18 protein-coding genes are annotated in these 22,838 nt (G+C 65.1%); 7 read left to right on the forward strand and 11 right to left on the reverse strand.

What is annotated here, in order from left to right:
- Positions 1-28: 28 nt before the first annotated feature.
- Positions 29-1,261, reverse strand: coding sequence for a cytochrome P450 (locus ACVWYP_RS34595; RefSeq protein WP_069277964.1), 1,233 nt, complete (start codon positions 1,259-1,261; stop codon positions 29-31).
- A 156-nt stretch (positions 1,262-1,417) separates the two neighbouring features.
- On the opposite strand from ACVWYP_RS34595, the gene ACVWYP_RS34600 reads away from it, so the two are divergent.
- Entirely contained in the window at positions 1,418-2,029 is a 612-nt protein-coding gene (locus ACVWYP_RS34600) for a TetR/AcrR family transcriptional regulator (protein ID WP_028342330.1), read from the forward strand.
- 4 nt (positions 2,030-2,033) lie between these two features.
- On the opposite strand, the gene ACVWYP_RS34605 is transcribed toward ACVWYP_RS34600, so the two are convergent.
- Positions 2,034-3,326 carry an MFS transporter gene (locus ACVWYP_RS34605; protein ID WP_304496397.1) on the reverse strand — a complete coding sequence of 431 codons (1,293 nt, stop codon included), beginning with the start codon at positions 3,324-3,326 and terminating at the stop codon, positions 2,034-2,036.
- Between the two features lie 682 nt (positions 3,327-4,008).
- On the opposite strand from ACVWYP_RS34605, the gene ACVWYP_RS34610 reads away from it, so the two are divergent.
- Genes ACVWYP_RS34610 through ACVWYP_RS34620 form a run of 3 tightly spaced genes read left to right on the forward strand, consistent with a single transcriptional unit; the run spans position 4,009 to position 7,755 of the window.
- A complete protein-coding gene (locus ACVWYP_RS34610) occupies positions 4,009-5,781 on the forward strand; it encodes an adenylate/guanylate cyclase domain-containing protein (RefSeq protein ID WP_028342328.1) in 1,773 nt (590 codons plus the stop codon).
- 43 nt (positions 5,782-5,824) lie between these two features.
- Positions 5,825-6,715, forward strand: coding sequence for a phosphatase PAP2 family protein (locus tag ACVWYP_RS34615; protein ID WP_304496398.1), 891 nt, complete (start codon positions 5,825-5,827; stop codon positions 6,713-6,715).
- On the forward strand, positions 6,712-7,755 hold the full coding sequence (locus ACVWYP_RS34620; protein ID WP_304496399.1) for an A4/G1 family peptidase: 1,044 nt from the start codon (positions 6,712-6,714) through the stop codon (positions 7,753-7,755). Before ACVWYP_RS34615 ends, ACVWYP_RS34620 begins: the two co-directional genes overlap by 4 nt.
- 1 nt (position 7,756) lies before the next feature.
- On the opposite strand, the gene ACVWYP_RS34625 is transcribed toward ACVWYP_RS34620, so the two are convergent.
- The 7 genes from ACVWYP_RS34625 to ACVWYP_RS34655 form a co-directional block, all read right to left on the reverse strand.
- The gene (locus ACVWYP_RS34625; RefSeq protein WP_051447974.1) at positions 7,757-8,500 is read right to left on the reverse strand and encodes an ABC transporter ATP-binding protein; all 744 of its coding nucleotides are present in this window, start codon (positions 8,498-8,500) and stop codon (positions 7,757-7,759) included.
- A complete protein-coding gene (locus ACVWYP_RS34630; protein ID WP_304496400.1) occupies positions 8,481-10,280 on the reverse strand; it encodes a branched-chain amino acid ABC transporter ATP-binding protein/permease in 1,800 nt (599 codons plus the stop codon). Before ACVWYP_RS34630 ends, ACVWYP_RS34625 begins: the two co-directional genes overlap by 20 nt.
- A complete protein-coding gene (locus tag ACVWYP_RS34635; protein WP_018273004.1) occupies positions 10,280-11,137 on the reverse strand; it encodes a branched-chain amino acid ABC transporter permease in 858 nt (285 codons plus the stop codon). The genes ACVWYP_RS34630 and ACVWYP_RS34635 overlap by 1 nt, the downstream gene beginning before the upstream one ends.
- A gap of 19 nt (positions 11,138-11,156) precedes the next feature.
- Positions 11,157-12,353 carry an ABC transporter substrate-binding protein gene (locus tag ACVWYP_RS34640; protein WP_244435725.1) on the reverse strand — a complete coding sequence of 399 codons (1,197 nt, stop codon included), beginning with the start codon at positions 12,351-12,353 and terminating at the stop codon, positions 11,157-11,159.
- 161 nt (positions 12,354-12,514) lie between these two features.
- Positions 12,515-13,498, reverse strand: coding sequence for an NAD(P)-dependent oxidoreductase (locus ACVWYP_RS34645; protein WP_304496401.1), 984 nt, complete (start codon positions 13,496-13,498; stop codon positions 12,515-12,517).
- 12 nt (positions 13,499-13,510) lie between these two features.
- Positions 13,511-15,367, reverse strand: a complete 1,857-nt coding sequence (locus tag ACVWYP_RS34650) for a TRAP transporter large permease (protein ID WP_304496402.1) — start codon at positions 15,365-15,367, stop codon at positions 13,511-13,513.
- A 9-nt stretch (positions 15,368-15,376) separates the two neighbouring features.
- A complete protein-coding gene (locus ACVWYP_RS34655; protein ID WP_453945919.1) occupies positions 15,377-16,408 on the reverse strand; it encodes a TRAP transporter substrate-binding protein in 1,032 nt (343 codons plus the stop codon).
- A gap of 161 nt (positions 16,409-16,569) precedes the next feature.
- Between ACVWYP_RS34655 and ACVWYP_RS34660 the strand changes: the two genes are divergently transcribed.
- The 3 genes from ACVWYP_RS34660 to ACVWYP_RS34670 all read left to right on the forward strand — a co-directional run bounded on the left by ACVWYP_RS34660 (position 16,570) and on the right by ACVWYP_RS34670 (position 20,411).
- Positions 16,570-17,310, forward strand: coding sequence for a FadR/GntR family transcriptional regulator (locus ACVWYP_RS34660; RefSeq protein ID WP_304496405.1), 741 nt, complete (start codon positions 16,570-16,572; stop codon positions 17,308-17,310).
- Between the two features lie 596 nt (positions 17,311-17,906).
- Entirely contained in the window at positions 17,907-18,638 is a 732-nt protein-coding gene (locus ACVWYP_RS34665) for a cytochrome c biogenesis CcdA family protein (protein ID WP_155258603.1), read from the forward strand.
- An 84-nt stretch (positions 18,639-18,722) separates the two neighbouring features.
- Positions 18,723-20,411, forward strand: a complete 1,689-nt coding sequence (locus ACVWYP_RS34670; protein ID WP_304496406.1) for a SulP family inorganic anion transporter — start codon at positions 18,723-18,725, stop codon at positions 20,409-20,411.
- Between the two features lie 328 nt (positions 20,412-20,739).
- Here ACVWYP_RS34670 and ACVWYP_RS34675 read toward each other — a convergent pair whose 3' ends face one another.
- A complete protein-coding gene (locus ACVWYP_RS34675) occupies positions 20,740-21,132 on the reverse strand; it encodes a hypothetical protein (RefSeq protein WP_028342150.1) in 393 nt (130 codons plus the stop codon).
- Positions 21,133-21,371: 239 nt separating this feature from the next.
- On the reverse strand, positions 21,372-22,751 hold the full coding sequence (locus ACVWYP_RS34680; RefSeq protein WP_304496407.1) for a Spy/CpxP family protein refolding chaperone: 1,380 nt from the start codon (positions 22,749-22,751) through the stop codon (positions 21,372-21,374).
- Positions 22,752-22,838 lie beyond the last annotated feature (87 nt).

The following is a 22,838-nucleotide window of genomic DNA, read 5'->3' on the forward strand; positions in this document are numbered from 1 at the left end:
CGCCGAGGATCGCCGCCCCGCAGGAACGTCACCAGCTGGCCGGCAGGCGCTTCAGCCCGCGCAGCACGAAGGTCGGCCGCCACTCCGGATTTTCCGCGTCATCGAGCCGCAGGTCGGGAATCCGGCGCAGCAACGTCGAGATCGCGATCTCGGCCTCGATCCGCGCCAGCTGGGCGCCGAGGCAGAAATGGATGCCGCCGCCGAACGACAGCGGCTTGACGTTCGGCCGCCGGATGTCGAGCCTTTCGGGGTGATCGGGGTAAACAGCCTCGTCGTGATTGGCCGAGCCCAACAGGCACAGCACGCTCTCGCCCTTCGGGATGCGCTTGCCACCGAGGTCGTCGATGTCCTCAAGTGCGACACGGCCGGTCAGCTGCACCGAGGAATCGTAACGCAGGAACTCCTCGATCGCATTGGTGATCAGGCCGGGATTGGCCTTCAGCAGCGCGAGTTGGTCCGGGTTGCGGAACAGCGCCAGCAGGCCGTTGCCGATCAGGTTCACGGTCGTCTCGTGGCCGGCGCCGAACAGCAGGATGATGTTGCCGGTCAGTTCCTCATTGGTGAGCTTCTGGCCGTCCTCTTCGGCCTGCACCAGTTGGGTGGTGAGGTCGTCGCCGGGCTGCTTGCGGCGCAGCTCGAACAGCTGATGGAAATACATCGCCGCCATCGCATTTGCGGTGTTGCCCTGCTTGATTTCCTCGGGCGTCAGCGGCACCGGTTCGAGGATACGGCCGCCATCGCGCGAACCGTTGTAGAAGGCCTCGCGGTGTTCCTCGGGGATACCGAGCATGTCGCAGATGATCGTGACCGGCAGGCGGAACGCGAAATCCTCGATCAGGTCCATCTTGCCTTGCGGAATGATGCGATCGAGCGTCTCGTCGACGACGTGCTGGATGCGCGGCCGCATGTCCTCGACCCGGCGGGCGGTGAAGGCCTTGACGACAAGGCCGCGCAGGCGGGTGTGGTCGGGCGGATCCTGCTGCAGCATCCAGTGGCTCATGCTGCGAAAGACCGGCTCCTCCATGATCTTCGGACCGTAGCGGCGGATCGAGCGCTCGGCAAAATCCTTGCCGAACCGCTTGTCGCGCAGCACGAGGCTCGCCTCGGCGTGCCGGCTGGCGACGAAGGCGCCGTGCACATTGACATGCATCGGATCGAGGCGGCGCAGCCGCTCGTAATACGGATAGGGATTGCGAATGAATTCAGGCGCCAGTGGATTGAAAAGCGGCTCGCCGCTCGCCGGCTGAACTTGCTCGTTCATGGTGACCTCGTTCGCTCGCTACGCCGGTGCATGCGACCTGGCGCGCCCTGGTGTCATCCTCAAGACCGCATCATCACGGATGCGGCTGTTCTGGTTCTGTCGAATGCAACTCGATACACTCTTGTATCGAGTTGCATTGTGCCCTAAAATGCGCCGATGTCAAGGGTTCGAACCAGACCGACACGGGACGACACCTGCGAGAAGCTGTTCGAGGCGGCGGCGCGGGTGTTCGAGGAACAGGGCATCGGCGGCGCCAGCATCGAGGCGATCGCGGCCGCGGCGGGCTTCACCCGCGGCGCTTTCTATTCGAACTTCAAGAGCAAGGACGAGCTGATCTTCGCGATGCTTGAGGATCACGTCGAGCAATCGATCCGACGCAATCTCGATTTGCTCGCCCGGCACAGCAACCTAGCCGACTTCCTCGAGGCGCTGCGCACCATGGACCGCAGCCGGCAGGATCCGCTCGGCCGCTCCCCTCTCCTGCACATGGAGATGATCCTGTTCGTGGCGCGCGCCGAGAAGCGCCGGCCCGAGCTCGCCAAGCGTCTGCGCGCGCGGCGCAAGCTGATCGCCGACATTGTCACGACTGCGCAGAAGAACAGCGGCAGGAACGGCAGACTCGATCCGGATTGGACCGGAGCGATCGTGCTGGCGCTGGAAGATGGTTTCCGACTGCACCGCCTGATCGATCCGGAAACCACCCCCGCCGACAGCTGCCTGCGCGCGATCACCGACCTGCAGCGCGCGATCGGAGTTTCGTCGGCCTGACGCGTCAGGCCGCGCTTGCGACCTTGTGCATCTGTCCGGCGACGGCGCGGACCTTGCGGGGCGAGGCCTGCCAGATCGCAAATGCCGACAGCAGGCTGACGGCGATCCCGAGCAGGAAGGCGCTGGTATAGCTGCCCGAGAGATCATAGAGTTGGCCGGTGATCCAGGGGCCCGCAGCGCCGCCGGCGAGCGCAGCCAGCATCACGGTGCCGAAGATGCTGCCGTAATGCTTGCCCTGGAAGATCTCCAGCACGACCGGTCCCATCACGGATGTCAGGCCATAGCCCAGCGCGCCCTGGGTGAAGACCATGAGATAGATCAGCGCCATGTTGGGCCAGTATTTCAAGGCGGCGAGCGCGGCGAAGCAGATCACGAAGCCGAAGCAGGAGATCGCCCACACCCATTCCCGGCCGATGCGATCGGAGAGATGCCCGAGCCAGATCTGGCCGGGAATGCCGAGCAGGCTGACGACGCCAAGCGCCCAGACGCTGACGCTGGAGCTGAAGCCGATGTCGAGCAGGAATTTGGTCTGGTGCACCTGCACCGCGTACCAGATGTACAGGCCGCAGAAATAACCGGTCGCGATCCACCAGAACCGCGCGGTGCGCAGCGCACGCGACAGCGTCCAGTCGGTGCCGGCCCACACCGGGTCGACGATGTTCGACGCCGGCCTGGCTGACGTCGCCGTCGGCGCGGCATCGCCGTCCGGCTGCAGGCCGATGTCCTCCGGCCGTTTGTGCAGCAAGAGATTGATCGGCGCGAGCACGACCAGCACCACGATCCCCATTGCGGTGCACGCGGTGCGCCAGCCGGTGTGCTCGATCATGTGCTGCACCCACGGCAGCAGCGTCACCGAACCGATGCCGACGCCGGCGAAGGCGAGCCCGATCGCAAGTCCGCGACGGCGGAGGAACCAGTTCGGCACGAACAGCGATTGTCCGGAATAGCCGAGGCAGACGCTGCCAGCGCCGACCAGCACGCCGATCGTGAGATAGAGGTGCCAGGGCTGCGTCGTCAGCGGCGCCAGCAGCAGGCCCGAGCCCATCAAGAGCACGCCAAGCTCCATCACCGCGCGCGGACCGCCGCGGTCCATCAACCGGCCGATCAGCGGACTTGCGATCGCCGAGGCGACAAAGCCGAACGAGAAGGCGCCCGCCGTGATGCCGCGCTCCCAGCCGAATTCCGAGATGATCGGCGGATAGAACAGCGAGAACGCCGTACGCGCGTTGACACCGATCGCCATGGTGACGAAGGTCACCGCGACGATGATCCAGCCGTAGAAAAAGGGAAGTCGCATGTGGGTCTTCGTTGCCAGGGTCAGAGGACGAATACCTGTTTCAGCCCGCGCCCGCTGACGGTCAAGTCCCACGGACCGACAAAGTGGCACCAGCCCGCGTCAACTCGTTCAATGAACGGCGCAAATTGTGTGAAGCAATTCATAGACAGTCAGGCCCGACGCGGCAGACTTGCGCGCGATGTCAACCACCTCGGCCATGCCAGTGACTTTCTGTTATCTGCGGGAATTCCGACCAGGCTCGGTCGGACGACTGGCAGCACCGGATACAACGATGGCAATCACTCCGACAGTACCGCCGCGCTCCCGGCCAAACTCGCCCATGATCGGCGGCAAGCGGGAAAACACCATTTCCTGCATTGACGCAGATCAATGGTGACGAGTTTTCGCCGCGAGATGATCCAGCCATGAAGTCGAGGGACGCATTTGCATCGCATGCTCAAGGCGCGAATGCCGCTTGGTCCGCACCCGGCCCACCCGTTGGAGGCATCGCGCTTGCGCGTCCGCGACCGCCTCCTCAAAGGTTGCAAACATCATACTGTACCAGTCCACTCGGTTGGCACATCCCTGCCGGATGAAGTCTTCCTTTATGACCTTGATGAAGATATTCTTTTCGCGTTGAGGTCTTTTCCTTTGTGCCGGATTTTAATCGCGTATCAGTAAAATTTGCAGAAGTATCAATAATATGATGACCCCATCGACGCCGGAAGTTCGACGACGTCTTGCGGCAATCCTTGCGGCAGATGTGGTCGGGTATACGCGCTTGATGGAGGCGCACGAGGAAAACACCCATACCCGGCTGATGCAATTGCGCTCGGAAATCCTCGACCCGGGCGTCACGGCGCAAAACGGAAGGATCGTCAAGAATACCGGCGACGGCTTCCTTGCAACATTCGATACCGCGCGCGACGCAACGCGGTGCGCTCTCTCACTGCAAGAGGCTGTTGCCGTGAATACAGCCGGGATGCCCGCTGACGAGCGCATCAGCTTTCGCATAGGGCTGAATGCCGCGGATATCATCGTTGAGGAAAATGACGTCTATGGCGAGGGCGTCAACATCGCGGCACGTCTTCAGAACTATGCGCAAGCGGGCGGCGTCGTGATTTCGGGAGCCGTTGCGGAGCAGATCGGCCGGGACCTGGACGTCAGCGTGATTGATCTTGGCGATCTGCATCTTCGCAACATGGGCCGGCCTGTCCGCGTATATGCGCTCCACCGATCCATGCAGCCCGCGAAGCTTGTTGGCGAAGCCCCGGCAGGCTCGGAACCTCGCCCCTCGATTGCCGTTCTGCCGTTCCGAATGAACCTGACCACCCCGGAAGAGGGGTATTTCGCTGATGGTGTCGTTGACGACATCATTCGCGGCCTTGCCGGGCTCAAGGAGCTTTTCGTCGTATCACGCGGATCCAGCCTCGGCTTCAGCGGCCGCAACGTCGACGTGCGCGAAATCGGGCGCCGGCTCGGGGTTCGTTATGTCCTCTACGGGGGGATTCAGAGGACGATGACCTCGGTCCGTATCGTGACCGAACTCAGCGACGCCGAGTCGGGCGAAGTCATTCGCTCGGACTTGCATGAAGGCGACCTTCGCGAACTCTTTGCGCTCCAGGATCGGATTGCCATCAACGTTGTAAGACAGATCGCGCCGCAGGTTCGCGAGCGTGAGCTTATGCGATCGATGCGGAAACATCCGCAGAACCTCACCGCCTACGATCTCGTATTGCAGGCGCTCGATCTGTTGTACCGGATGGACTACGATTCCTTTTCCAAGGCGCGCGGCTTGCTCGAGCAAGCCATTTCACACGATCCAAATTTTTCGTTGGCCTATTCCTACGTCGCGCTGTGGTATGTGTTCCGGATAGGGGAAATCGGATCGCCGGATCCCGAGGGTGATGTCATCGCCGGCGCCAGATACGCCAAGGAGGCGATCGATCGAGGCGGCGACGATGCATTCGCGCTGGCGGTGTATGGTCACGTCCAGTCGTTCTTGCTGCATGACTTTCAAAGCGCAAGGAAAGCCCTCGACCGCGCGATTGCCGCCGGCCCAAGTTCGGCCATGGCCTGGACCATGGCGAGTGCTACATCCGGCTTTCTTGGCGATGGCCCAGCCGCCGTCCGCCAGGGTGAGCAGGGCGTCCGGCTCTCGCCGCTCGACGCGCGCTCGTTCTGGCACGAAGGGCTGTTCGGCCAGGCTCACTACGTGGATGGCGACTATGAGCAGGCGCTGGAGTGGGTGCGTGGCGCACTGAACCGCAACGGACTTATTCGCTTCAATCATCGTCTGCTCATCGTCACGCTTGGTGCCTTGGGCCGCCGTGAAGAAGCAGCGGAGGCGGCCCGCCGCTACCTGGAAATTCAACCCGGATTTCGCATTTCGTCCTACGCGCCACACTGCCCGTTTCGTGGCGGTGCATTGGAAACCTGGCTCGGCCACCTGCGATCGGCGGGGCTTCCTGATTGACTGGTATTGCTGACGGCAACTGCCGAGAGAGGGAGAGACGTCGATGACAGGCAACACAGGTAACACGGGCAATACCGGAAACACCGGCAATACCGGCAACACCGGAAACACCGGCAACATCGGAGGGGGTGGCTGGTTTATTTCAGACCGCGTTGATTTGCCGTTCGTCACGAGGCTCGACCCCTCGGGCACAGCCGAGCTTGGCAGCCTGCGACGGACGCCGCCGACGTATTTCGGCAGCCGACAATGGTCTGCAAACTGGTATGCGTGGCGTGTCCTGCATCAGTTCATCGCCAATGTCCCCACCTGGGCGGCCACCATCGATGCTGACGCCACCTTCACGCAAATTCGGGGCGACCTGGTCGCCAATTATGCCGCCCAAATCGACAACCTCGTGCTCGCCGCGCGGGATGAACGGCCGGATGCCATGGGCGCGATCCTCTCGCAGGACGTTGAATTCTTCTCGGATTTTCTCGCCGTGCTGACCGCCAGGCCTGGTTCGCATCCGCAAACCTGGCGCCTATTGAATATCGCGAGTTTGATTGGGTCCTTTGCTGCATTGTATTTCAAGGACAAGTACGATTTGCCCCGGCCGTCGCAGATTTGTCCCGCTTTGCTGCCGCCGATCCAGGTCCCCGGTCACTCGTCCTGGCCCAGCGGGCATTCGACCCAGGCGCATTTTATGAAGAACTGCATGCTTCGGGTGTTCGCCGCAACGACAATGTCTGGGGCCGACCAGGGCGTATGGAAGTCCGACCTGTCGATTCTGGCGGATTCGATTGCCCGAAACCGCGAGATCGCCGGTGTGCACTATCCGAAGGATTCAGAAGCCGGCGCCAGAATCGCCGATCTGCTGGACACCGTCATTCTGACGCCAACCACCGTGGGGATGTTTGACGCCGCAATCACGGCTGCCGCAGGCGAATGGCAATGAGCAACCAGGATGGGCAGAGCCCCACATACGACGTCGAAGGCGCGACGAAGGTCATAAAGGATTCGACGACCAGCGTTCTTCCCCCCACCGGCTTTCGCACGTTGGTGGCGTCGCAGGACGAGTTGAAGGCGCTCGGTTTTCCAAGACGACCGGACCCGGCGCGTCAGCCGGCCGAGTATGCATTCTGGCAAAAGATGTTCAGTCCGACGGTGGCCTTCGAGGCCTTCGATTTCCAGGTGCTTTCCCCGGTCACTGCGGGCCTCCGCGGATCTTCCGCCCAATCGCCGCGGCGGGAAAGCAGCCTCAACTGGTCCGGTGCCTACATCACGCCGCGGGATGGCACCATCTTCTCGTCGATCTGGGGCAAGTTTCAGGTTCCAACACCAACCCGGCCGGCCGGCGGCCTGGCCAGCGAGACGTATCACAGCTCGACCTGGATCGGCTTCGATGGACAACGTCGGTATTACAGATCGACCTTGCCGCAAATTGGCACCGCGCAGAACATCGACCCAGCCACGGGCGCGGGCGGCCCGACGACGTCGTTCTTCGCGTGGTGGCAATGGTGGGTAAGGGGCGACCCGGCTCAAGCGTTTCCCGTAACGCTTATGTCTCCGAAAGTTCATGCCGGCGATCTGATCATGTGCCTCATGCAGGTAGCGCCGGATCGCACGGGTGTGTCGTTCGTGATCACGAACCTTACGACCAGTCGCTCCGTACAGTTCTTTCAAACCGCACCCCTCACCCATCTTGGGCAGCCCTTCAAGATTCCCGGCGCAACGGCGGAATGGGTGATGGAGAGGTCGGCCGCCCCGGGAAATCCAACCCCCTTGCAGCTTCCAGACTACGGTACGGTGGTTTTCCACGACTGCGGCGCGTCGGCGATCAACACGGATACCGGAGCGATGGTGGAGCGCAATCTCTCCGGCGCTAAGCTCATCGACATGCATGTCGTGAAGGAGAAGGAGAAGCCGGAAAGAACCGAGAAGCCCTCCATCGCGAAGCCGATCGGTTCGACGGAGTTTCTGACGCACTTCCGCTAGCTTACCCTAACGCGTGGCTTTCATGGCCGAAATAGGCGCGCTCGAGCCGGTGCGCGAGGTCGCTCTCCCCGGTCGGCGCCTCCAGCGCGATCGCGCCCTGCACCAGCGCGTAGACGCGATCGGCACAGGCGAGCGCCTTTTCCAGCAGCTGCTCGACCAGCAGCACAGAGGTGCCCTGCTCGCGCAGCCGGCCGATGACGTTGAGGACCCGATCGACCAGCACCGGCGACAGCCCCGCGGACGGCTCGTCGAGCATCAGGAGCCGAGGTCGGCGGACCAGGCCCTGCGCCACCGTCAGCATCTGCTGCTGCCCGCCCGACAGCGCGCCGCCGCGTTCATGCCGCTTCTCGGCGATCTCGGGAAAGAACGCCAACGCCTCCTCGATCCGCACGGCGCGCTCGGCGCGCGGCAGGTCATAACCGGCGAGCAGCAAATTGTCGGTCACCGAGATCTGCGTGAACACGCGATGTCCCTCGATCACGTGCACGAGCCCGGCCCGCGCGGCATCGCGCGGCGTCGCGTTGGTCATGTCGCGGTCGCCGAACCGGACCCGCCCGGCAGTGACGGGCAACAGTCCGGACATCGCGCGCAGCAGCGTGGTCTTGCCGGCACCGTTGGGCCCGAGCAGCGCCACGACCTCGCCGGCGGCAATCGTGACGTCGATGCCGTGCAGCACACGGATCTTGCCGTAGCCGGACTCCAGCCCATTGACCGCGAGCAACGGTTCAGCCGCCGAGATAGGCACTGACGACCTCCTTGTGGACACGAATCTCCGCCGGGGTTCCCGCCGCTAGCGTCCGGCCCAGATTGAGCACGGTGACCTGATGGCAGATATCGAAGATCAGATCGGCATGGTGCTCGACCAGCAGCACGCCGGTGCCGCGGCTGCAGATCGCCTTGATCAGGCTGGCGAGCCGCTCGATCTCGTCATTGGAGAGACCCGCGGCGGGCTCGTCGAGCAGCAGGAAGTCCGGATCGAGCATCAGCGCCCGCGCGATCTCGATGAAGCGCAGCTCGCTGTGCTGCAGGCGATCAGCGCGTATGTCGGCGAGCGCCTCGAGGCCGACGACGCCAAGCAGCGCGTGCGCCTTGGCGGCGAGCAGACGCTCATCGGCGCCGTTGCGCGACAGTGCGAGCATCGCCTCGACGAAATTGGCCCGGCCCTCGATCGAGCCGCCGATCATGACGTTCTCCAGCACCGAAGCTTCGCCGACCACGCGCGGCGTCTGGAAGGTGCGCGCGATGCCGCACGCGGCGCGCTTGACCGGCTGGCCCGCGGCCAGGACTTCGCCGCCAAGCGTCATGGTGCCGGCTTTGGCGGCATAATAGCCCGATATCACGTTGAGCGTCGTGGTCTTGCCGCTGCCGTTCGGTCCGATCAGCCCGTGGATCGCGCCGGGCGCGATATCGAGATCGAGACCGTCGATCGCCTTCACATTGCCGAAGCTCAGCGCGATGCCACGCAGTTGCAGCGTTTTGCCGCCGTCCCTGCGGCGCACGATGTCGGCGAGTGCAGCGGGGCGTGGAACGATGGCGCGGTTGCTGGCGAGCGGACGGCGGTTGCGGAAATCGAGCAACGCCGCGATGCCGCCCGGCATCACCAGCACGATCACGAGCAGCAGCACCGCGTAGAGGAACGTCGACCATGCCGCGAGCGGCGCCGCGATCTCGGGCAGGATGGTCAGGATGATGGTGCCGAGCATCGGGCCAAGGATCGAGCCGCGGCCGCCGATCAGGATCGCGATGAAGAACAGCACCGAAAGATCGAAGGTGAAGGCATCGGGCGTGATGTAGGTCTGCAGGGTCGCGAACAATCCGCCGGCGATCGCCGCCAGCGCGCCGGCGAACAGGAAGATCGCGATCAGCATTTTCGGCTTGGAGATGCCGCTGGCCTCGGCGGCGACCTCGGCGTCGCGGACCGCGATCAACGCGCGACCGAACCGGCTGCGCGCGACATTGGCGCTCATCCAGGTGGTCAATGCGGCGAAGGCGATGCAGAGGGCGTAGAAGCCCCACGGCGTGTTGAACGGTACCGGGAATTCCGGACCGGCAATGCCGATGCCGCCGCCGGTCACGCTCTGCCAGGCCAGCGCGATCTGGGTCACGATGGTCGCAAAGCCGAGCGTCGACATCGCGAAGTAGAAGGTGCGCAGGCGCAGGGCCGGCAGGCCGACGACCACGCCGAAAATCGCGCCGATCAAGCCGGCGATCGGCAAGGCGACGAACACCGGAATCGCCGGCATCACATTGCCGGCAACCAGCACGCTCGTCGTGTAGGCGCCGAGCGTCAGCAGCGCGACATAGCCGATCGCAAGGTGACCGGCAAAGCCGACCACCAGATTGAGGCCCGACACCAGCACCCAATAGATCGCCATGCGGGTGCCGATCAGCACCCAGTAATCGTTGCTGACGAACGGCAGCAGCACCGCCGCCGCCAGAATGCCGAGGAACGGCAGGACGTGCGGCAGCGCCGTGCGCCATGCGCCGCTGTCGGTTCGGGACGGAGTGGCCACGACCGACGTCATCACACCCTCCGCGCGGTCGAAGCGCCGAACAGCCCTTGCGGCGCGGCGAGCAGCACCACGATGAACAGCGTGAACACCGCGACCGAGGAGAAGATGCCGCCGACCAGGAAGTTCGCGGCCTGCTGGAACAGGCCGAGCGCCAGCCCGCCGATGATCGCGCCTCTGTTGTTGCCGAGCCCGCCCAGCGCCACCGGCACGAAGCCGTAGAAGTTGAGCAGCGCGCCGTTGGCGAAGAAGGCGAGCAGCAACTGCCCGCCGGAAAACCCGGCGATGCCGCCGACCACGCCGGCAAGTGCGTAGCTCGCGACGCGCAGATTGCGCTCGGGCAAGCCGAGCGCCCGTGCCGCAAAATTATCCTCCGCGATGGCGAGGAACGCGCGGCCGACCAGGGTGCGGCGGTAGAGCCATTCAAGGCCGATGATGGTGACGGCGCAGGCGAGGACCGGCAGCCAGAACTTCTCATCGAGGACGCCCTCGCCGAATCCTGCGATGCGCGGGAACGGCTGCGGCTCGGTGCCCCATTTGATCGCGGTGATTTGCTGGATCATCAGCGCGACCGCGAGGGTCGAGAGCACGTAGAGATGCTGGTCGAGGCTCTTGAGCACCGGCCGCACCGCGACGAATTCGGTGATGATTCCGATCACCGCGCAGCAGAGCAGCGTCAGCACGAAGCCGACGGCAATGGGCAGGCCGAGCTTCAGCGTGAACATCGAGCCGAACACGCCGCCCAGCATCGCCAGCTGGCCGGCGGTGAAGCTCATCACCCGCGAGGTCGAGAACATCGTGTTGTAGGTGACGCCGACGAGCGCGTAGATCGCGCCCGCCGCGAGACCGGATGCAAGGATCGAGGCCAGCATCGGCTGCGCCCTCGCCCTTCTATGTGTACCCCGGCGCCAGCGCGAAGGTGCCGTCCTTGGCGGTAGAGGCTTCCGACATCACGATCTCTTCGGTCAAATAGCCGTTGTGCTCGGTCGGCGAGAAGCGGTAATTGCCGAAATAGCCGGGATAGGTCGACAGCGTGTTCCAGTACTTGATGATGCCGGCGCTGTCGGTCGAGCCACTTTCGGCGACCGCCTTTGCGATCAGTTCGATGCAATCGATGCCGCCGGCGACCCACCACAACAACGTGTCGTTCAGCGCGATGTTGGCCTTGGTCAGGCGCGCGACCAGGTCCGCGCTCTTCGGCGGCAGCTTGCCGGCGCCGTCATAGCTGCAGCTCTTGTAGCCGATCGCATAGACCTTCTTCCAGTTCTCCGGCTTGGCGACCAGGCTCGCAAGCTCGCCCGACGCCATCGAGGGATGCCCGACAAAGGGCACGTCCCAGTTCATCGCGGCGCGGGTGTTGAACATGCGCGCCTCCATGCCGGTCGAGACGCTCCATACCACGATCGCTTCCGCGCCGGCATTCTTGGCGCGCAGCATATCCGGCGTCATGTCGGGCTGCGTGGCGTCGATATTGGCCTGATAGGCCACCTCGGCGCCGTCCTTCTTGAATGCCGCGACGGAGGCGCCGACCGCAGTGACGCCATAGCCGGTGGTGTCGCCGATCACCGCGACCTTCTTCACCTTGAGGATCTTGAGACAGTAGTTGCGCACGGCATCGTCCCATTGGTTGTTCGACGGCGCGATGCGGAACGCGTTGGGGAACTTGACCGGGTCGATCAGGGTCTCGACGACGCAGGGATGCAGGTCCGGCATCTTGGCGCGCGCCATGATCGGCGTTGTCGCCAGCGCCTCGCCCGAGTTCAGCGGGCCCCAGATCGCATGCACCTTGGCCTGGCTGATCAGCTCCTGCGTGGCGTTCACCGCCTTGGTCGGATCGCCCTGGGTGTCGCGCATCACGAGCTCGATCTTGCGGCCCTTCACCCCGCCGGCGCCGTTGATGGCGTCGACCGCGAAGTTGACGCCGCGATTGAAGCCGACGGTCGGCGCCGAGCTCGGGCCGGTGATCGCCGCGAGACAGCCGATCTTGATCGGTTCCGACTGTGCGATGGCAGGCGCTGGGAAGGAAAATGATGCGGCGCCCAATGCGCCGGCGCTGCCCAACAAAACGTCACGGCGTGACATAGCCATGTGATGCCTCCCTGTTTCCCTCTCGGCGCCCGTCGTTTGTTGCGGGACGTCCGTTCATTGATTGTCCGCGCGCTCAGGGGCCGCGGTTATGCGGGCCAAGTCTGGGCCGGATGCGAAGCTCTTGTCCAGCCCCGCGGACGACATTGGGCTTCGCCAAACTTTCATGGCCGAGGCCGCCGCGTCCAGTGGCCGGCGTTGACCGCGCCGACGGGTATCTCGCCGGCAATGATCTTCGCGACCTGGCGTACCGTCTCCGATGACTGATGCTCGATCGCCCGCGGCGTCAGACCGCCGACATGCGGTGTTGCGATCACATTGTGCAGCTTCGCAAGCTCGGGCGTCGGCATCTGGTCCGGCGCGCGGCCGACATCCATCGCGGCAGCCGCGATGCGGCCATCGCGCAGCGCGGCCGACAGCGCCGCCTCGTCGACGAGGTTTCCGCGCGAAAGGTTGATGAAGAATGCATGCTTCGGCATCCGCGCCAGTGCGGCCTGCCCGATCAGGTTCTCGGTCTGCGCGTTGGCGATCGCGAGACAGACAACGTAGTCGGCGCGTGCCAGCAGATCGTCGAGCGGCAGATGCCGGATCGCCGCATCATCGATCGTTACGTAGGGATCGGCGACCAGCACATTCATGCCGAGCACTTTTGCGATCCCGGCAAGATAGCGCCCGATGCTGCCATAGCCGATGATGCCGATCGTGCTTCCCGCAAGCTGGCGGCCCATCACGACCTCGGGCGCCCTGCCCGCATGATAGTCCGCGGTCGCCCGCGAGACGCCGCGCGACAGATCGACCATGAAGCCGAGCGCGAGCTCGGCGACCGACTGGACGAAGCCGGCACTCGCCTGCGTCACCAGCACGCCGGCGGAGGAGGCCGCGGCCACGTCGATATTGCGGATATCGACCGCGCACCGCACAAAAGCGCGCAGCTTCGGCAGCTGCCGAAAGATTGCTCCCGGCCCCTGGGTCATGCGGTCGGCGACGATGATGTCGACATCAGCCGCGGCCCTGACCAGCGCGGCCGCGTCGAGCGCCTCCTCCCCCTCGTGCAACTTGACGTCGGCGACCGCGCGCAGGCCGTTCAGGCTGCGCTCGCCGTAATAATCGCGGCGCATCTGCGGGGTATGGGCGAGCAGCACCTTCACGATCGCATCCCCCTAATAGCCGAGCGCATGCGGCAAGGCCGTGCTGATCGCCGGTACGAAGGCGATCACCAGCAGGCACAGCAACAGCAGGCCGAGATAGCCCGCGATCGGCTTGATGGTCTGCTCGATCGGCACGTTGCCGATCAGGCAGGCGCCGTAGAGCCCAAGGCCAAGTGGTGGGGCAAAGAGCCCAAGCCCCATCGCGATCACAAGCACGACGCCGAAATGCAGCGGATCGATGCCGAGCTTGACGGCAACCGGCAGCAGCAGCGGGCCGAAAATGATCAGCGCCGCGGCGCCTTCGAGCACCGAGCCCATCACCACCAGCACCAGGATCGACAGCAGCATGAACAGCCAGACCCCGTGGCTGCCCGAGATCGCCAGCATGAGGTCGCCGACGGCATGCGGCACCTGCTGCAGCGTCAGGATGAAGGCCAGCGACTGCGCCGCGGCGACGATGAACAGCACCAGCCCCGAACGAACAGCCGACTGCACGAAGCAGTGCGCGAGGCTCTTCGCGCCGAGCTCGCGGAACAGCAGGCTGCCGACGGCGATGGCATAGACCGCGGCGAAGGCGGAGATCTCGGTCGCGGTGGCAAAGCCGCTCTTGAAGCCGAAGAAGATCATGAAGATTAGCCCGAACGAGGCGATCGCACCGGTCCAGAGTCCCGATACCGCGGCGCGCGGCTCGGCTTCCACGTTCGCGGCGGGACGCTTGCCGAAGATGATCGACACCGCAATCAGCGCCAGCGCCATCAGCGCGGCCGGCAGCATGCCGGCGACGAACAGTCCGCCGATCGAGAGGTTGGCGACGAAGCCGAGGATGATGAGATTGATGCAGGGCGGAATGGTCTCCGCCATGACAGCGGAGGCCGCGAGCAGCGCGACGGCTCCGCCCGGATTCTGCCGCGAGCGGCGCGCCGCCGGGATCAGCACCGAGCCGACCGCGGCAACGTCGGCCATCTTGGAGCCCGAGATGCCGGAGAACAGCACCATCGACATCACCATGACGACGTTGAGCCCGCCGCGCATCCGTCCGACCGCGCGCTGCAGCAGCTCGATCAACCGGACCGACATGCCGTTGGCTTCCATCAGGTAGCCGACCAGGATGAAGAACGGGATCGCGAGCAGCACGAAATTGTCGATGCCGCGCGCCATCTGCTGGGCGAAGATCACGCCGGGCAGCGTGCCCTCGACCCAGATGAAGATCAGCGCCGCCAGCGCCAGCGCAAAGCCGATCGGCAGTCCGCCGAACAAGGTGAGGAAGAAGCCGATCAGCATCAACGCCTGCGACGACAGCACGGACGATGGCGCCAGCGCATCCCAGGCGAGATACAGGCCGACGATGACGGCGGTCGCGACGATGGCTGCCGCCATGTCGCGCAGCGGCCGGCCACAGAACGTCTCGAACGCGAAGATCGTCATGAACGCCGCGCCGATCCCCATCGGATAGAACGTCCATTCCAGCGGCAGGCCGGAGCCGGAGGTCTGGCCGGTGGTCAGCCAGCCCATCTTGACGGCATTGAACGCAACATAGCCGGCGATGATGGTGACGAGCAGCGCACCGACCGCGTCGACCATCCGCCGCAGGGCGTGCGGCAGCATGTTGACGAAGAAGGCGACGCCGAGATTCTCGCTGCGCGCGAGCGCGCTTGCGGCGCCGAAGAAGCTCGACCCGACCATCAGGCCGCGGGCGACGTCGTCGGACCATTCGACCGGCGCATTGAACAGGAAGCGGGCCAGCACCGAGACGCAGACCACCACGAGATCGGCGGCAAGCAGGAGCGCGGCGATCGCGTCGCTGACGGCGAGCAGCGGCGCCGTGATCCGATCAGCGCTGCTTCTCGCCTCGACTGCGGCCACTGACATGCGCCGACCTCAGGCCTGCGTGGCGCGGATCAGGTCGACGACGGCCTTGGACTCGGGCCGCGCCTTGATGAAATTATCGGTCTGCGGCAGCACGCGCTTGCGGAACGCCTCCTTGTCGCATTCGACGACGGTGACGCCCTTCTCCACCAGCGCCGCCAGCGCCTCCTTCTCCACCGCAAGACCGTGCGCGCGGGTGTCGGTCGCGGCCTTGTTCGCCGCGTCGAGAAAGCCTTCGCGCAGCTTGGGAGCCATGCGGTTGAAGCTGGTGTCGCTGAAATACACCGCGAGCGGCGAGAAGATGTGCTGGGTCAGCGCATAGTGCTTCGCCGTCTCGTAGAACTTGCTCGCCAGGATGGTCGGCGGATCGTGTTCGAGGCCGTCGAGCACGCCGGCCTGCAGCGCCGTGTAGATCTCGCCGAACGCCAGCGGCGTTGCGGCGGCCCCCATCAGCCGCAGGCACTCGGTGATGATCGGATTGGGCAACGTGCGGATTTTCAGGCCGGCGAGATCCTCCGGCGTCTTCACCGGCTTCTTCGCCAGCACGCTGCGCGCGCCGAAATTATAGGCCCAGCCGATGATGTGAATGCTGGCGCCCTTGAGCAGCGCAGCCTCGATCGGCTTCGCCGCGCCGGCGTCGAACGCCTTGGTCTGCTGCTGGAAGCTGGTGAAGAGGTAACCGAGGTCGAAGGTGCCGACCAGCGGCACGAGATTCGCCGAGATCGACGAGCCCGACACCATCAGGTCGATCACCCCGAGCTTCACCGAGTTGATGACGTCGATCTCCTGGCCGAGCTGGTTGTCGGGGAAGAAGGTGACCTCGATCTGCTCGCCGAGCCCGTTCGCCTTCAGGCTCTTGACCAGATTGTCGTAGTAGACGCGGCCATTGGCGTATTTGGGATCGTTCGGAAGCGACGACGAGCATCGCATCTTCATGGTCGCGGCCTCGGCGCGGCCGATGATGGCAGGCGCGGCGGCAATCCACGCGGTCGCGGCGACCGACGACTGCAGCACAATGCGGCGGCTCACGCGGTTCGACGTCATGATGGTGCTCCTCCCCGGGAACGGATCTTTTGTTGTGTTGGCCGGCCGCTTGACGGCGTGAGCTTGGCAGCCGATTTGTCATAATGTATGACAAAACGGATACGGTTGTGCAAGGGCGCGGCTCGGCGGCGGCGCAGGCTGCAACCGCAGGGAGGCCCTCGATGTTCCAGACATCCAACGCGTTGCGTCGGAGCGTGCACAGCCAGGTCACCGACCGCGTCGGCAGCAGCATCGTGCGCGGCGAGATCGGCGTCGGCGAGACGCTGCCGCCGGAAATCCGGATCTGCGAGATGATGGACGTCAGCCGCACCGTGGTGCGCGAGGCGATCCGCACCTTGACCGGCAAGGGCCTAATCGAATCCCGACCCAAGAGCGGCACGCGGGTCCGGCCGCCAGAGCAGTGGAATCAGCTCGATCCCGACGTGCTGCGCTGGCACCTCGAGAGCGCGGAGATCGACCGTTATCTGGCCAAGCTGTTCCAGCTGCGCGCCGCGGTCGAGCCGGCCGCGGCGGCGCTCGCGGCGAACCATGCCGAGGAGGTCGACGTCGCCCGCATCCGCGCCGGATGCGACGGCATGGACGCGGCAAAGACCAATGAGGAGTTCGTCGCCGCCGACATTGCGTTCCACCAGGCGATCTATTTCGCCACCCGCAACGAGTTCTTCTGGCCGATCGCGCAGATGTTCGAGATCATGCTGCGCCAGAGTTTTACGATCGCAGCACCGGGCTCGCACCGTCCGCGGGCGTTGCGCGAGCACCGCGCAGTGCTGGACGCGATCTCCGCCGGAGATGCAGACGGCGCGCGCCAAGCTACGGTCGTGCTGCTGGCGAATTCCGCCGACGATCTGGTGCGAATCCGTGGCCGGGAGTTCGACACGCCGCGTCCAGCCAAGCGCCGATGATGTTGGTGACTGCGGTCGTGATGAGCTCACTGCTTCCACATGGTCGTCCTGGCGAAAGCCAGGACCCATAACCACCGCAAGTGGTTGTGACCGGGATCGTGGCCCCAGCGTCGCGCAAGACCTGACATTTGGGGTAATGGGTCCTGGCTTTCGCCAGGACGACATCGAATATGGGGCGTGACCTACATCCCAATCGTCGTCCCTGCGAAAGCAGGGACCGATACGCCGCGGCCGATGTTGTCGGCGGGACTCGTCGTTCCAGCATTGCGCAACCATTTGCCGCGGTGGTTATGGGTCCCGGCCCCCCGTGCGTAATTGCGCACTAGGCCGGGACGACAGCGAATGTGTGGTGCCGCTTGCGGTCAAGAATCCGCATCAGTGATTGACGCGTGAGCGAGGCACCGCCGGAAGGGTTCCCCCCTTGCGGGAGTGGGAGCCGCGCGGCGTGCTCACCTCACCGTCATTCCGCGCCCGCCACGTCAGAGTCGACCCGCACACGACCCTGTGACCATAGTTGAAGGCTGCGACGACGAAACTTCTGGATTGTTGGCCGCGTAGACGCCAAGACAGGAGCGCTATCTGCGAAGGTTTCATTGATGCACGACGTCTCGATCCCGGCGGCCCTGATCGCCGGTCTGGTCAGCTTCCTGTCGCCCTGCGTGCTGCCGCTGGTGCCGCCCTATCTGATCTATTTGACCGGCGCGACCATCGAGCAGGTCAACCAGGACGGCGCCACCGCGGCCTCCAAGCGCGCGGTGATGACGGCGGCGCTGATGTTCGTGCTGGGCTTCTCCACCGTGTTCGTCGCGCTCGGCGCCAGCGCGTCCTTCGTCGGCGGGCTGGTGCGCGCCTGGTCGGCCGAGTTCTCGATCCTGGCCGGCATCGTCATCATCATCATGGGCCTGCATTTCCTCGGCGTGACCCGGATCGGCCTGCTGATGCGCGAGGGACGGCTGACCGCGCCGAAACCGGTCGGGCTGTGGGGCGCCTATGTCATGGGCCTGGCCTTCGCCTTCGGCTGGACGCCATGCATCGGGCCGATCCTGGCGGCGATCCTCTCGATCGCGGCCGCGGAGGCCACGGTGACAAAAGGCGCCGGCCTGCTCGCGGTCTATTCCGCCGGGCTCGGCATCCCGTTCCTGCTCGCGGCCTTCATGGTCAAGCAGTTCTCCTCGCTGTTCGCGCGGATGAAGCGCCATCTCGACACCGTCGAACGGGTGATGGGCGTGCTGATGGTGGTCACCGGCATCGGCTTCTTGACCGGCGCAGTCTCGAGCGTCAGCGTCTGGCTGCTGGAAACCTTCCCGGCGCTGCAAAATATCGGCTAGGCCTTCGCGCCGGCGCCGGCCGCTGGCTTTTGGCCGCGCCATGTCGGACTATTGCGGAATCGCCGCAATACTCATGGGACCCCGATGGGCCAGGATCGTCAGACGCGCGCCAGCTGGCCGATCTTCAGTTCGCTGCAGTCGTTCCGGCCAAGCGACCTGCCGGGTGATCTGATCGCCGGGCTGACGCTCGCCGCGATCGCGATCCCGGAGCAGATGGCGACCGCGCGGCTCGGTGGCTTCTCGCCGCAGATCGGCTTCTTTGCCTTCATGGCCGGCTCGATCGGCTTTGCGATGTTCGGCGCCAACCGCTTCCTGTCGTGCGGCGCCGACTCCACGATCACGCCGATCTTCGCCGGCGGCCTCGCGCTGATGGCGACCGCCGGCTCGCCAGACTATCAGGCGCTCGCGATGGCGCTGGCGCTGATGGTCGGCGCGATCATGATCGCCGGCAGCCTGTTCAAGCTCGGCTGGATCGCCAATTTGCTGTCGACGCCGGTGACGGTCGGCTTCCTTGCCGGCATCTCGGTCCACATCCTGGTCTCGCAATTGCCCGGCGTGCTCGGCCTGACCACCCCGGACGGGCCGACGCTCTACAAGCTCGGGCTGCTCACTGAAGAGATCGGCCAAACCAACTTCTACACGCTGGCGATCGGCCTCGGCGTGCTGGCGCTGGTCGCCGGATCGGAGAAGATCAGCGTACGCATTCCCGGCGCGCTGATCGGCCTTGTCGTAGCCACCGTCGCCGTGATCGCCGGCCATCTCGAAAGCAAGGGCGTCAAGGTGGTCGGCACCGTGCCCGGGACGCTGCCGACGCCATCGTTTCCGGACATTGCGCCGGAGCGATGGATCAAGCTGTTGTCGCTGGCGATCCTGATCGCGGTTGTCGTCATGGTGCAGACCGCCGCGACGACGCGCTCGTTCCTGTCCGATCCGGACAAGCCGGCCGACGTCGATCGCGACTTCCTCGGCGCCGGCGCCGGCAGCCTGCTGTCCGGACTGTTCGGCGCATTTCCGGTCAACGCCAGTCCGCCGCGAACCGGCATCGTGTCGGAGACCGGCGGACATACGCAGCTCTCGGGGTTGTTTGCCGCGGCCATCGTGCTCGCGCTGCTCGCGTTCGGCGCGACGCTGCTGCAGCACGTGCCCGACGCGGCACTCGGCGGGGTTCTGCTGTTCGTGGCACTGCGCATCATCCGCGTGAAGCAGATCGTCGCGATCTTCCGTCAGTCATTCTATGAATTCCTGCTGGTGGTGGCGACAGCAGCCGCGATCATCGTGCTGCCGATCGAGCAAGGCGTCGCCGTCGGCATCGCCTTGTCGCTGCTGCACGGCATCTGGACCACGACGCGCGGCCAGCTTGCCGAATTCGTGCACGTACCCGGCACCACGATCTGGTGGCCGACGGGCCCGCACGTCACAGGCGAGCGCACGCCCGGCATTGCCGTCGTCGGCCTGCAGGCGCCGCTGTCGTTCCTCAACGCGGAAAGCTTCCACAGCGGCGTGCTCAAGACCATCAGCGGGGCGACACCGAAACCGCGGCTGCTGGTGATCGAGGCCAGCGGCATGATCGAGATCGATTTCACGGCGGCGCAGGCGCTGCGCGACCTGTTCCGCGAATGCCGCGATGACGGCGTGACGGTGGCGGTGGCGCGGCTCGAATCCGAGCGCGCGCAGGACGCCTTCGAGCGCTTCGGTCTCTACGAGGTGTTGCCGCGGGACCACGTCTTCCGCAGCGTCGACGAAGCGGTCCGCACGCTCGGCGGGCAGGCGTAGAGATTGACGGGATCAGTCCGTAGCCCGGGTGAGCGAAGCGATACCCGGGAAACCGTTCCCGCATATCGCTTCGCTCATGCGGGCTACGCACTATCCTCCGTCATTGCGAGCAAAGCGAAGCAAATCCATCGCGTGGCATATGCGGAAGCATGGATTGCTTCGTCGCTATCGCTCCTCGCAATGACGGAGCTACAAATTTTGGGCGACTCAGCTGCGCAGCCCGGATGAAGCGAAGCGTAATCCGGGATTTTCTCGCGCGTTGGTGAACCGTCCCGGATTTCGCTTGCGCTCCATCCGGGCTACGGGCACTCGTCTCGACCGAACGGCCTCAGGCCTGCTCGCCCTCGAGCGTCGGATGCTCCCTCAAAACTTCCGCCTTGATCGAGCCGGCGTGGATGGCACGAAACAGCGCCCGCCCCGTCTTGATGTTATTGGCCTTCATGCAGAGGCCGACGATCTCGCGCACCGCGGAATCCCGCACCAGCTCGTCGGAGATCTTCATCGCGGTCTCCATCGCGACCTTGGCGGCACGCTCGTAGCGATCACGCTCGATCTGCTGCTTGTTCGGTGAACGTTTGTCGGGCGAGCCAACCGCCTCGGCACAGCCGGCGGCATCGCGGCAGATCGCACGGATCCGCTGCGCAGCCTCGATGTCGCCGAGCGGACGCTCGACGGGATCGTCCCAGATATCCTTGCGCCCGGCCTTGTTGAACCACCACATCGCCGCACCTTGAAAAAAGCACGGCAAGCATAGCTGGCCTTGGCGCAACCTGTGAACCGCGGAGTCCACTCGGTGCCGAGCAAGAGGTGCACACTATGGCCCGGCGGCCACACCGGCCGCCGATCCCCGCGCGAATCGATGTCGAATTCATGGAATAAAGCCCATTTCGGTTCTGATTGCGTCAGAGCCGAGGCTGCGGGACTCTCGCTTGCCGCGTTTTCGCGCGAACCGACAACACTCTACGCAGATCGTTTCGGCCCGATCGCCTCGAACTGCGCCTTTTGCTCATCGCTGAGCGTGGCATAGAAATTCTCAAGCGCGGCGCGGACATCCCTGACCGCCTGCAGCATGACGTCGAGCCGCTTGGCAACGAAGGCAAGACGCGCGGGCGGGGTCATCGCCTCGTTGGTCTGGCACGCGGCCTTCAGCTTCCGCGCGGCGTCGGCACTGGCGTCCTGCAGCACCTGAAGCGCACCGCGTTGGGTGTCGCTGAGCTGCAGCCGCGCCTCGATCTCGCCGGTCGGCCATTCCTGCATCGCAGGCTGTGCAGCGCCGCAGCTCTGGGCGACCGTCGCGCTCGGATCACGGGCCGCGGCTTCCTTGCGCTGGTTCTCGGCGAGCGCGTTGAGCCGCGCTTTCTGCTCGTCATCGAGCAGGCCGTAGAATCTTTCCAGCGGAGGCTTCACGATTCCGACCGCAGTGACCATCGCTTCGATCCGCTGCTGCATGGCGGCGAGGCGGTTCGGCGCCGTCAACACCACCTGCGCAGGACATGCCGCCCGAATGACCTGGGCAGCCGCGAGCGACGCGTTGCCGAGCTCGCCGAGCGCCGCCGATTGCGCTTCGGTCGGCTGCACCGTATCCGCGATCTGATCCACCGGCAGGCCGGCGACCGAACGGCTGTCATTGCCGCACATCTGCTCGATGCGCCCGCCGCCGCGGTAACGGCGGCCCGTCCGGCGCTCCGGCAGATAGCCCCGGAGATCGTCATACCCATAAGGCCCGAAGATGCCGGCATAGATGTCCGGATAGCCGTAGCCCCAGAATCCGATGTCGTCGCCCCAGATCGCGTAGTCGTAGATGTCGTTGTACGCGAACGGCCAGAACAGCGGGCCGACCCAGCCATAGCCGCCGCCGGGATGCTGCCACCATCCGTTGGCCACCGCCCCGCCGTGCCAGCCGGCGAGCGCCGCGGCCGCGGCGATCTGCGCGCGCGCCGCCGGGTTGCTCAACAGCCGGCCGTTGCGCAATGCGCCGGTGCGCGACAGCGAGTTGAACGTATTGCGCATATGGCCTGGTGCGATCGCGGCATTTCGCATCCGGCCGAAATTGCCGCCCCCGCGCGACGCGAAGGCGCCATGGCCGGCGAAGCCTGATCGCGAGATCGCGTGCGAGCGGCCGAACCCGCCATGATGGCCGCCGCCAAAATGCATGTGGCCGAAGCCATGCCCGCCACGTCCATGGCCACCGCCGTGCCCGTGGCCACCACCATGCCCATGGCCGCCACCATGTCCTCCGCCATGGCCGCCACCGTGCCCGCCACCGCCTCGGGCGATCGCATCGCCCGACAGCGCCATCGCAAGGACCACAACCGCAATTCCGAATACCCGTCCGATCACGGCGTTCTCCTCCGCGCACCGCACACATCGCGGCAACACAAGAGAGACGCCGGGCTGGCGGAAAAGTTCCACGCACGACGCGCGCCG

It is taken from the genome of Bradyrhizobium sp. USDA 3262, assembly GCF_054060035.1.

Bases quoted from the DNA above. Each gene is read 5' to 3' on its own strand.
- ACVWYP_RS34660 (WP_304496405.1), top strand. From the start codon at position 16,570: ATGTTCCAGACATCCAACGCGTTGCGTCGGAGCGTGCACAGCCAGGTC.
- ACVWYP_RS34640 (WP_244435725.1), bottom strand. From the start codon at position 12,353: ATGGCTATGTCACGCCGTGACGTTTTGTTGGGCAGCGCCGGCGCATTG.
- ACVWYP_RS34650 (WP_304496402.1), bottom strand. From the start codon at position 15,367: ATGTCAGTGGCCGCAGTCGAGGCGAGAAGCAGCGCTGATCGGATCACG.
- ACVWYP_RS34615 (WP_304496398.1), top strand. From the start codon at position 5,825: ATGACAGGCAACACAGGTAACACGGGCAATACCGGAAACACCGGCAAT.
- ACVWYP_RS34610 (WP_028342328.1), top strand. From the start codon at position 4,009: ATGATGACCCCATCGACGCCGGAAGTTCGACGACGTCTTGCGGCAATC.
- ACVWYP_RS34605 (WP_304496397.1), bottom strand. From the start codon at position 3,326: ATGCGACTTCCCTTTTTCTACGGCTGGATCATCGTCGCGGTGACCTTC.
- ACVWYP_RS34620 (WP_304496399.1), top strand. From the start codon at position 6,712: ATGAGCAACCAGGATGGGCAGAGCCCCACATACGACGTCGAAGGCGCG.
- ACVWYP_RS34600 (WP_028342330.1), top strand. From the start codon at position 1,418: ATGTCAAGGGTTCGAACCAGACCGACACGGGACGACACCTGCGAGAAG.
- ACVWYP_RS34655 (WP_453945919.1), bottom strand. From the start codon at position 16,408: ATGACGTCGAACCGCGTGAGCCGCCGCATTGTGCTGCAGTCGTCGGTC.
- ACVWYP_RS34675 (WP_028342150.1), bottom strand. From the start codon at position 21,132: ATGTGGTGGTTCAACAAGGCCGGGCGCAAGGATATCTGGGACGATCCC.
- ACVWYP_RS34670 (WP_304496406.1), top strand. From the start codon at position 18,723: ATGGGCCAGGATCGTCAGACGCGCGCCAGCTGGCCGATCTTCAGTTCG.
- ACVWYP_RS34665 (WP_155258603.1), top strand. From the start codon at position 17,907: ATGCACGACGTCTCGATCCCGGCGGCCCTGATCGCCGGTCTGGTCAGC.
- ACVWYP_RS34595 (WP_069277964.1), bottom strand. From the start codon at position 1,261: ATGAACGAGCAAGTTCAGCCGGCGAGCGGCGAGCCGCTTTTCAATCCA.
- ACVWYP_RS34635 (WP_018273004.1), bottom strand. From the start codon at position 11,137: ATGCTGGCCTCGATCCTTGCATCCGGTCTCGCGGCGGGCGCGATCTAC.
- ACVWYP_RS34630 (WP_304496400.1), bottom strand. From the start codon at position 10,280: ATGACGTCGGTCGTGGCCACTCCGTCCCGAACCGACAGCGGCGCATGG.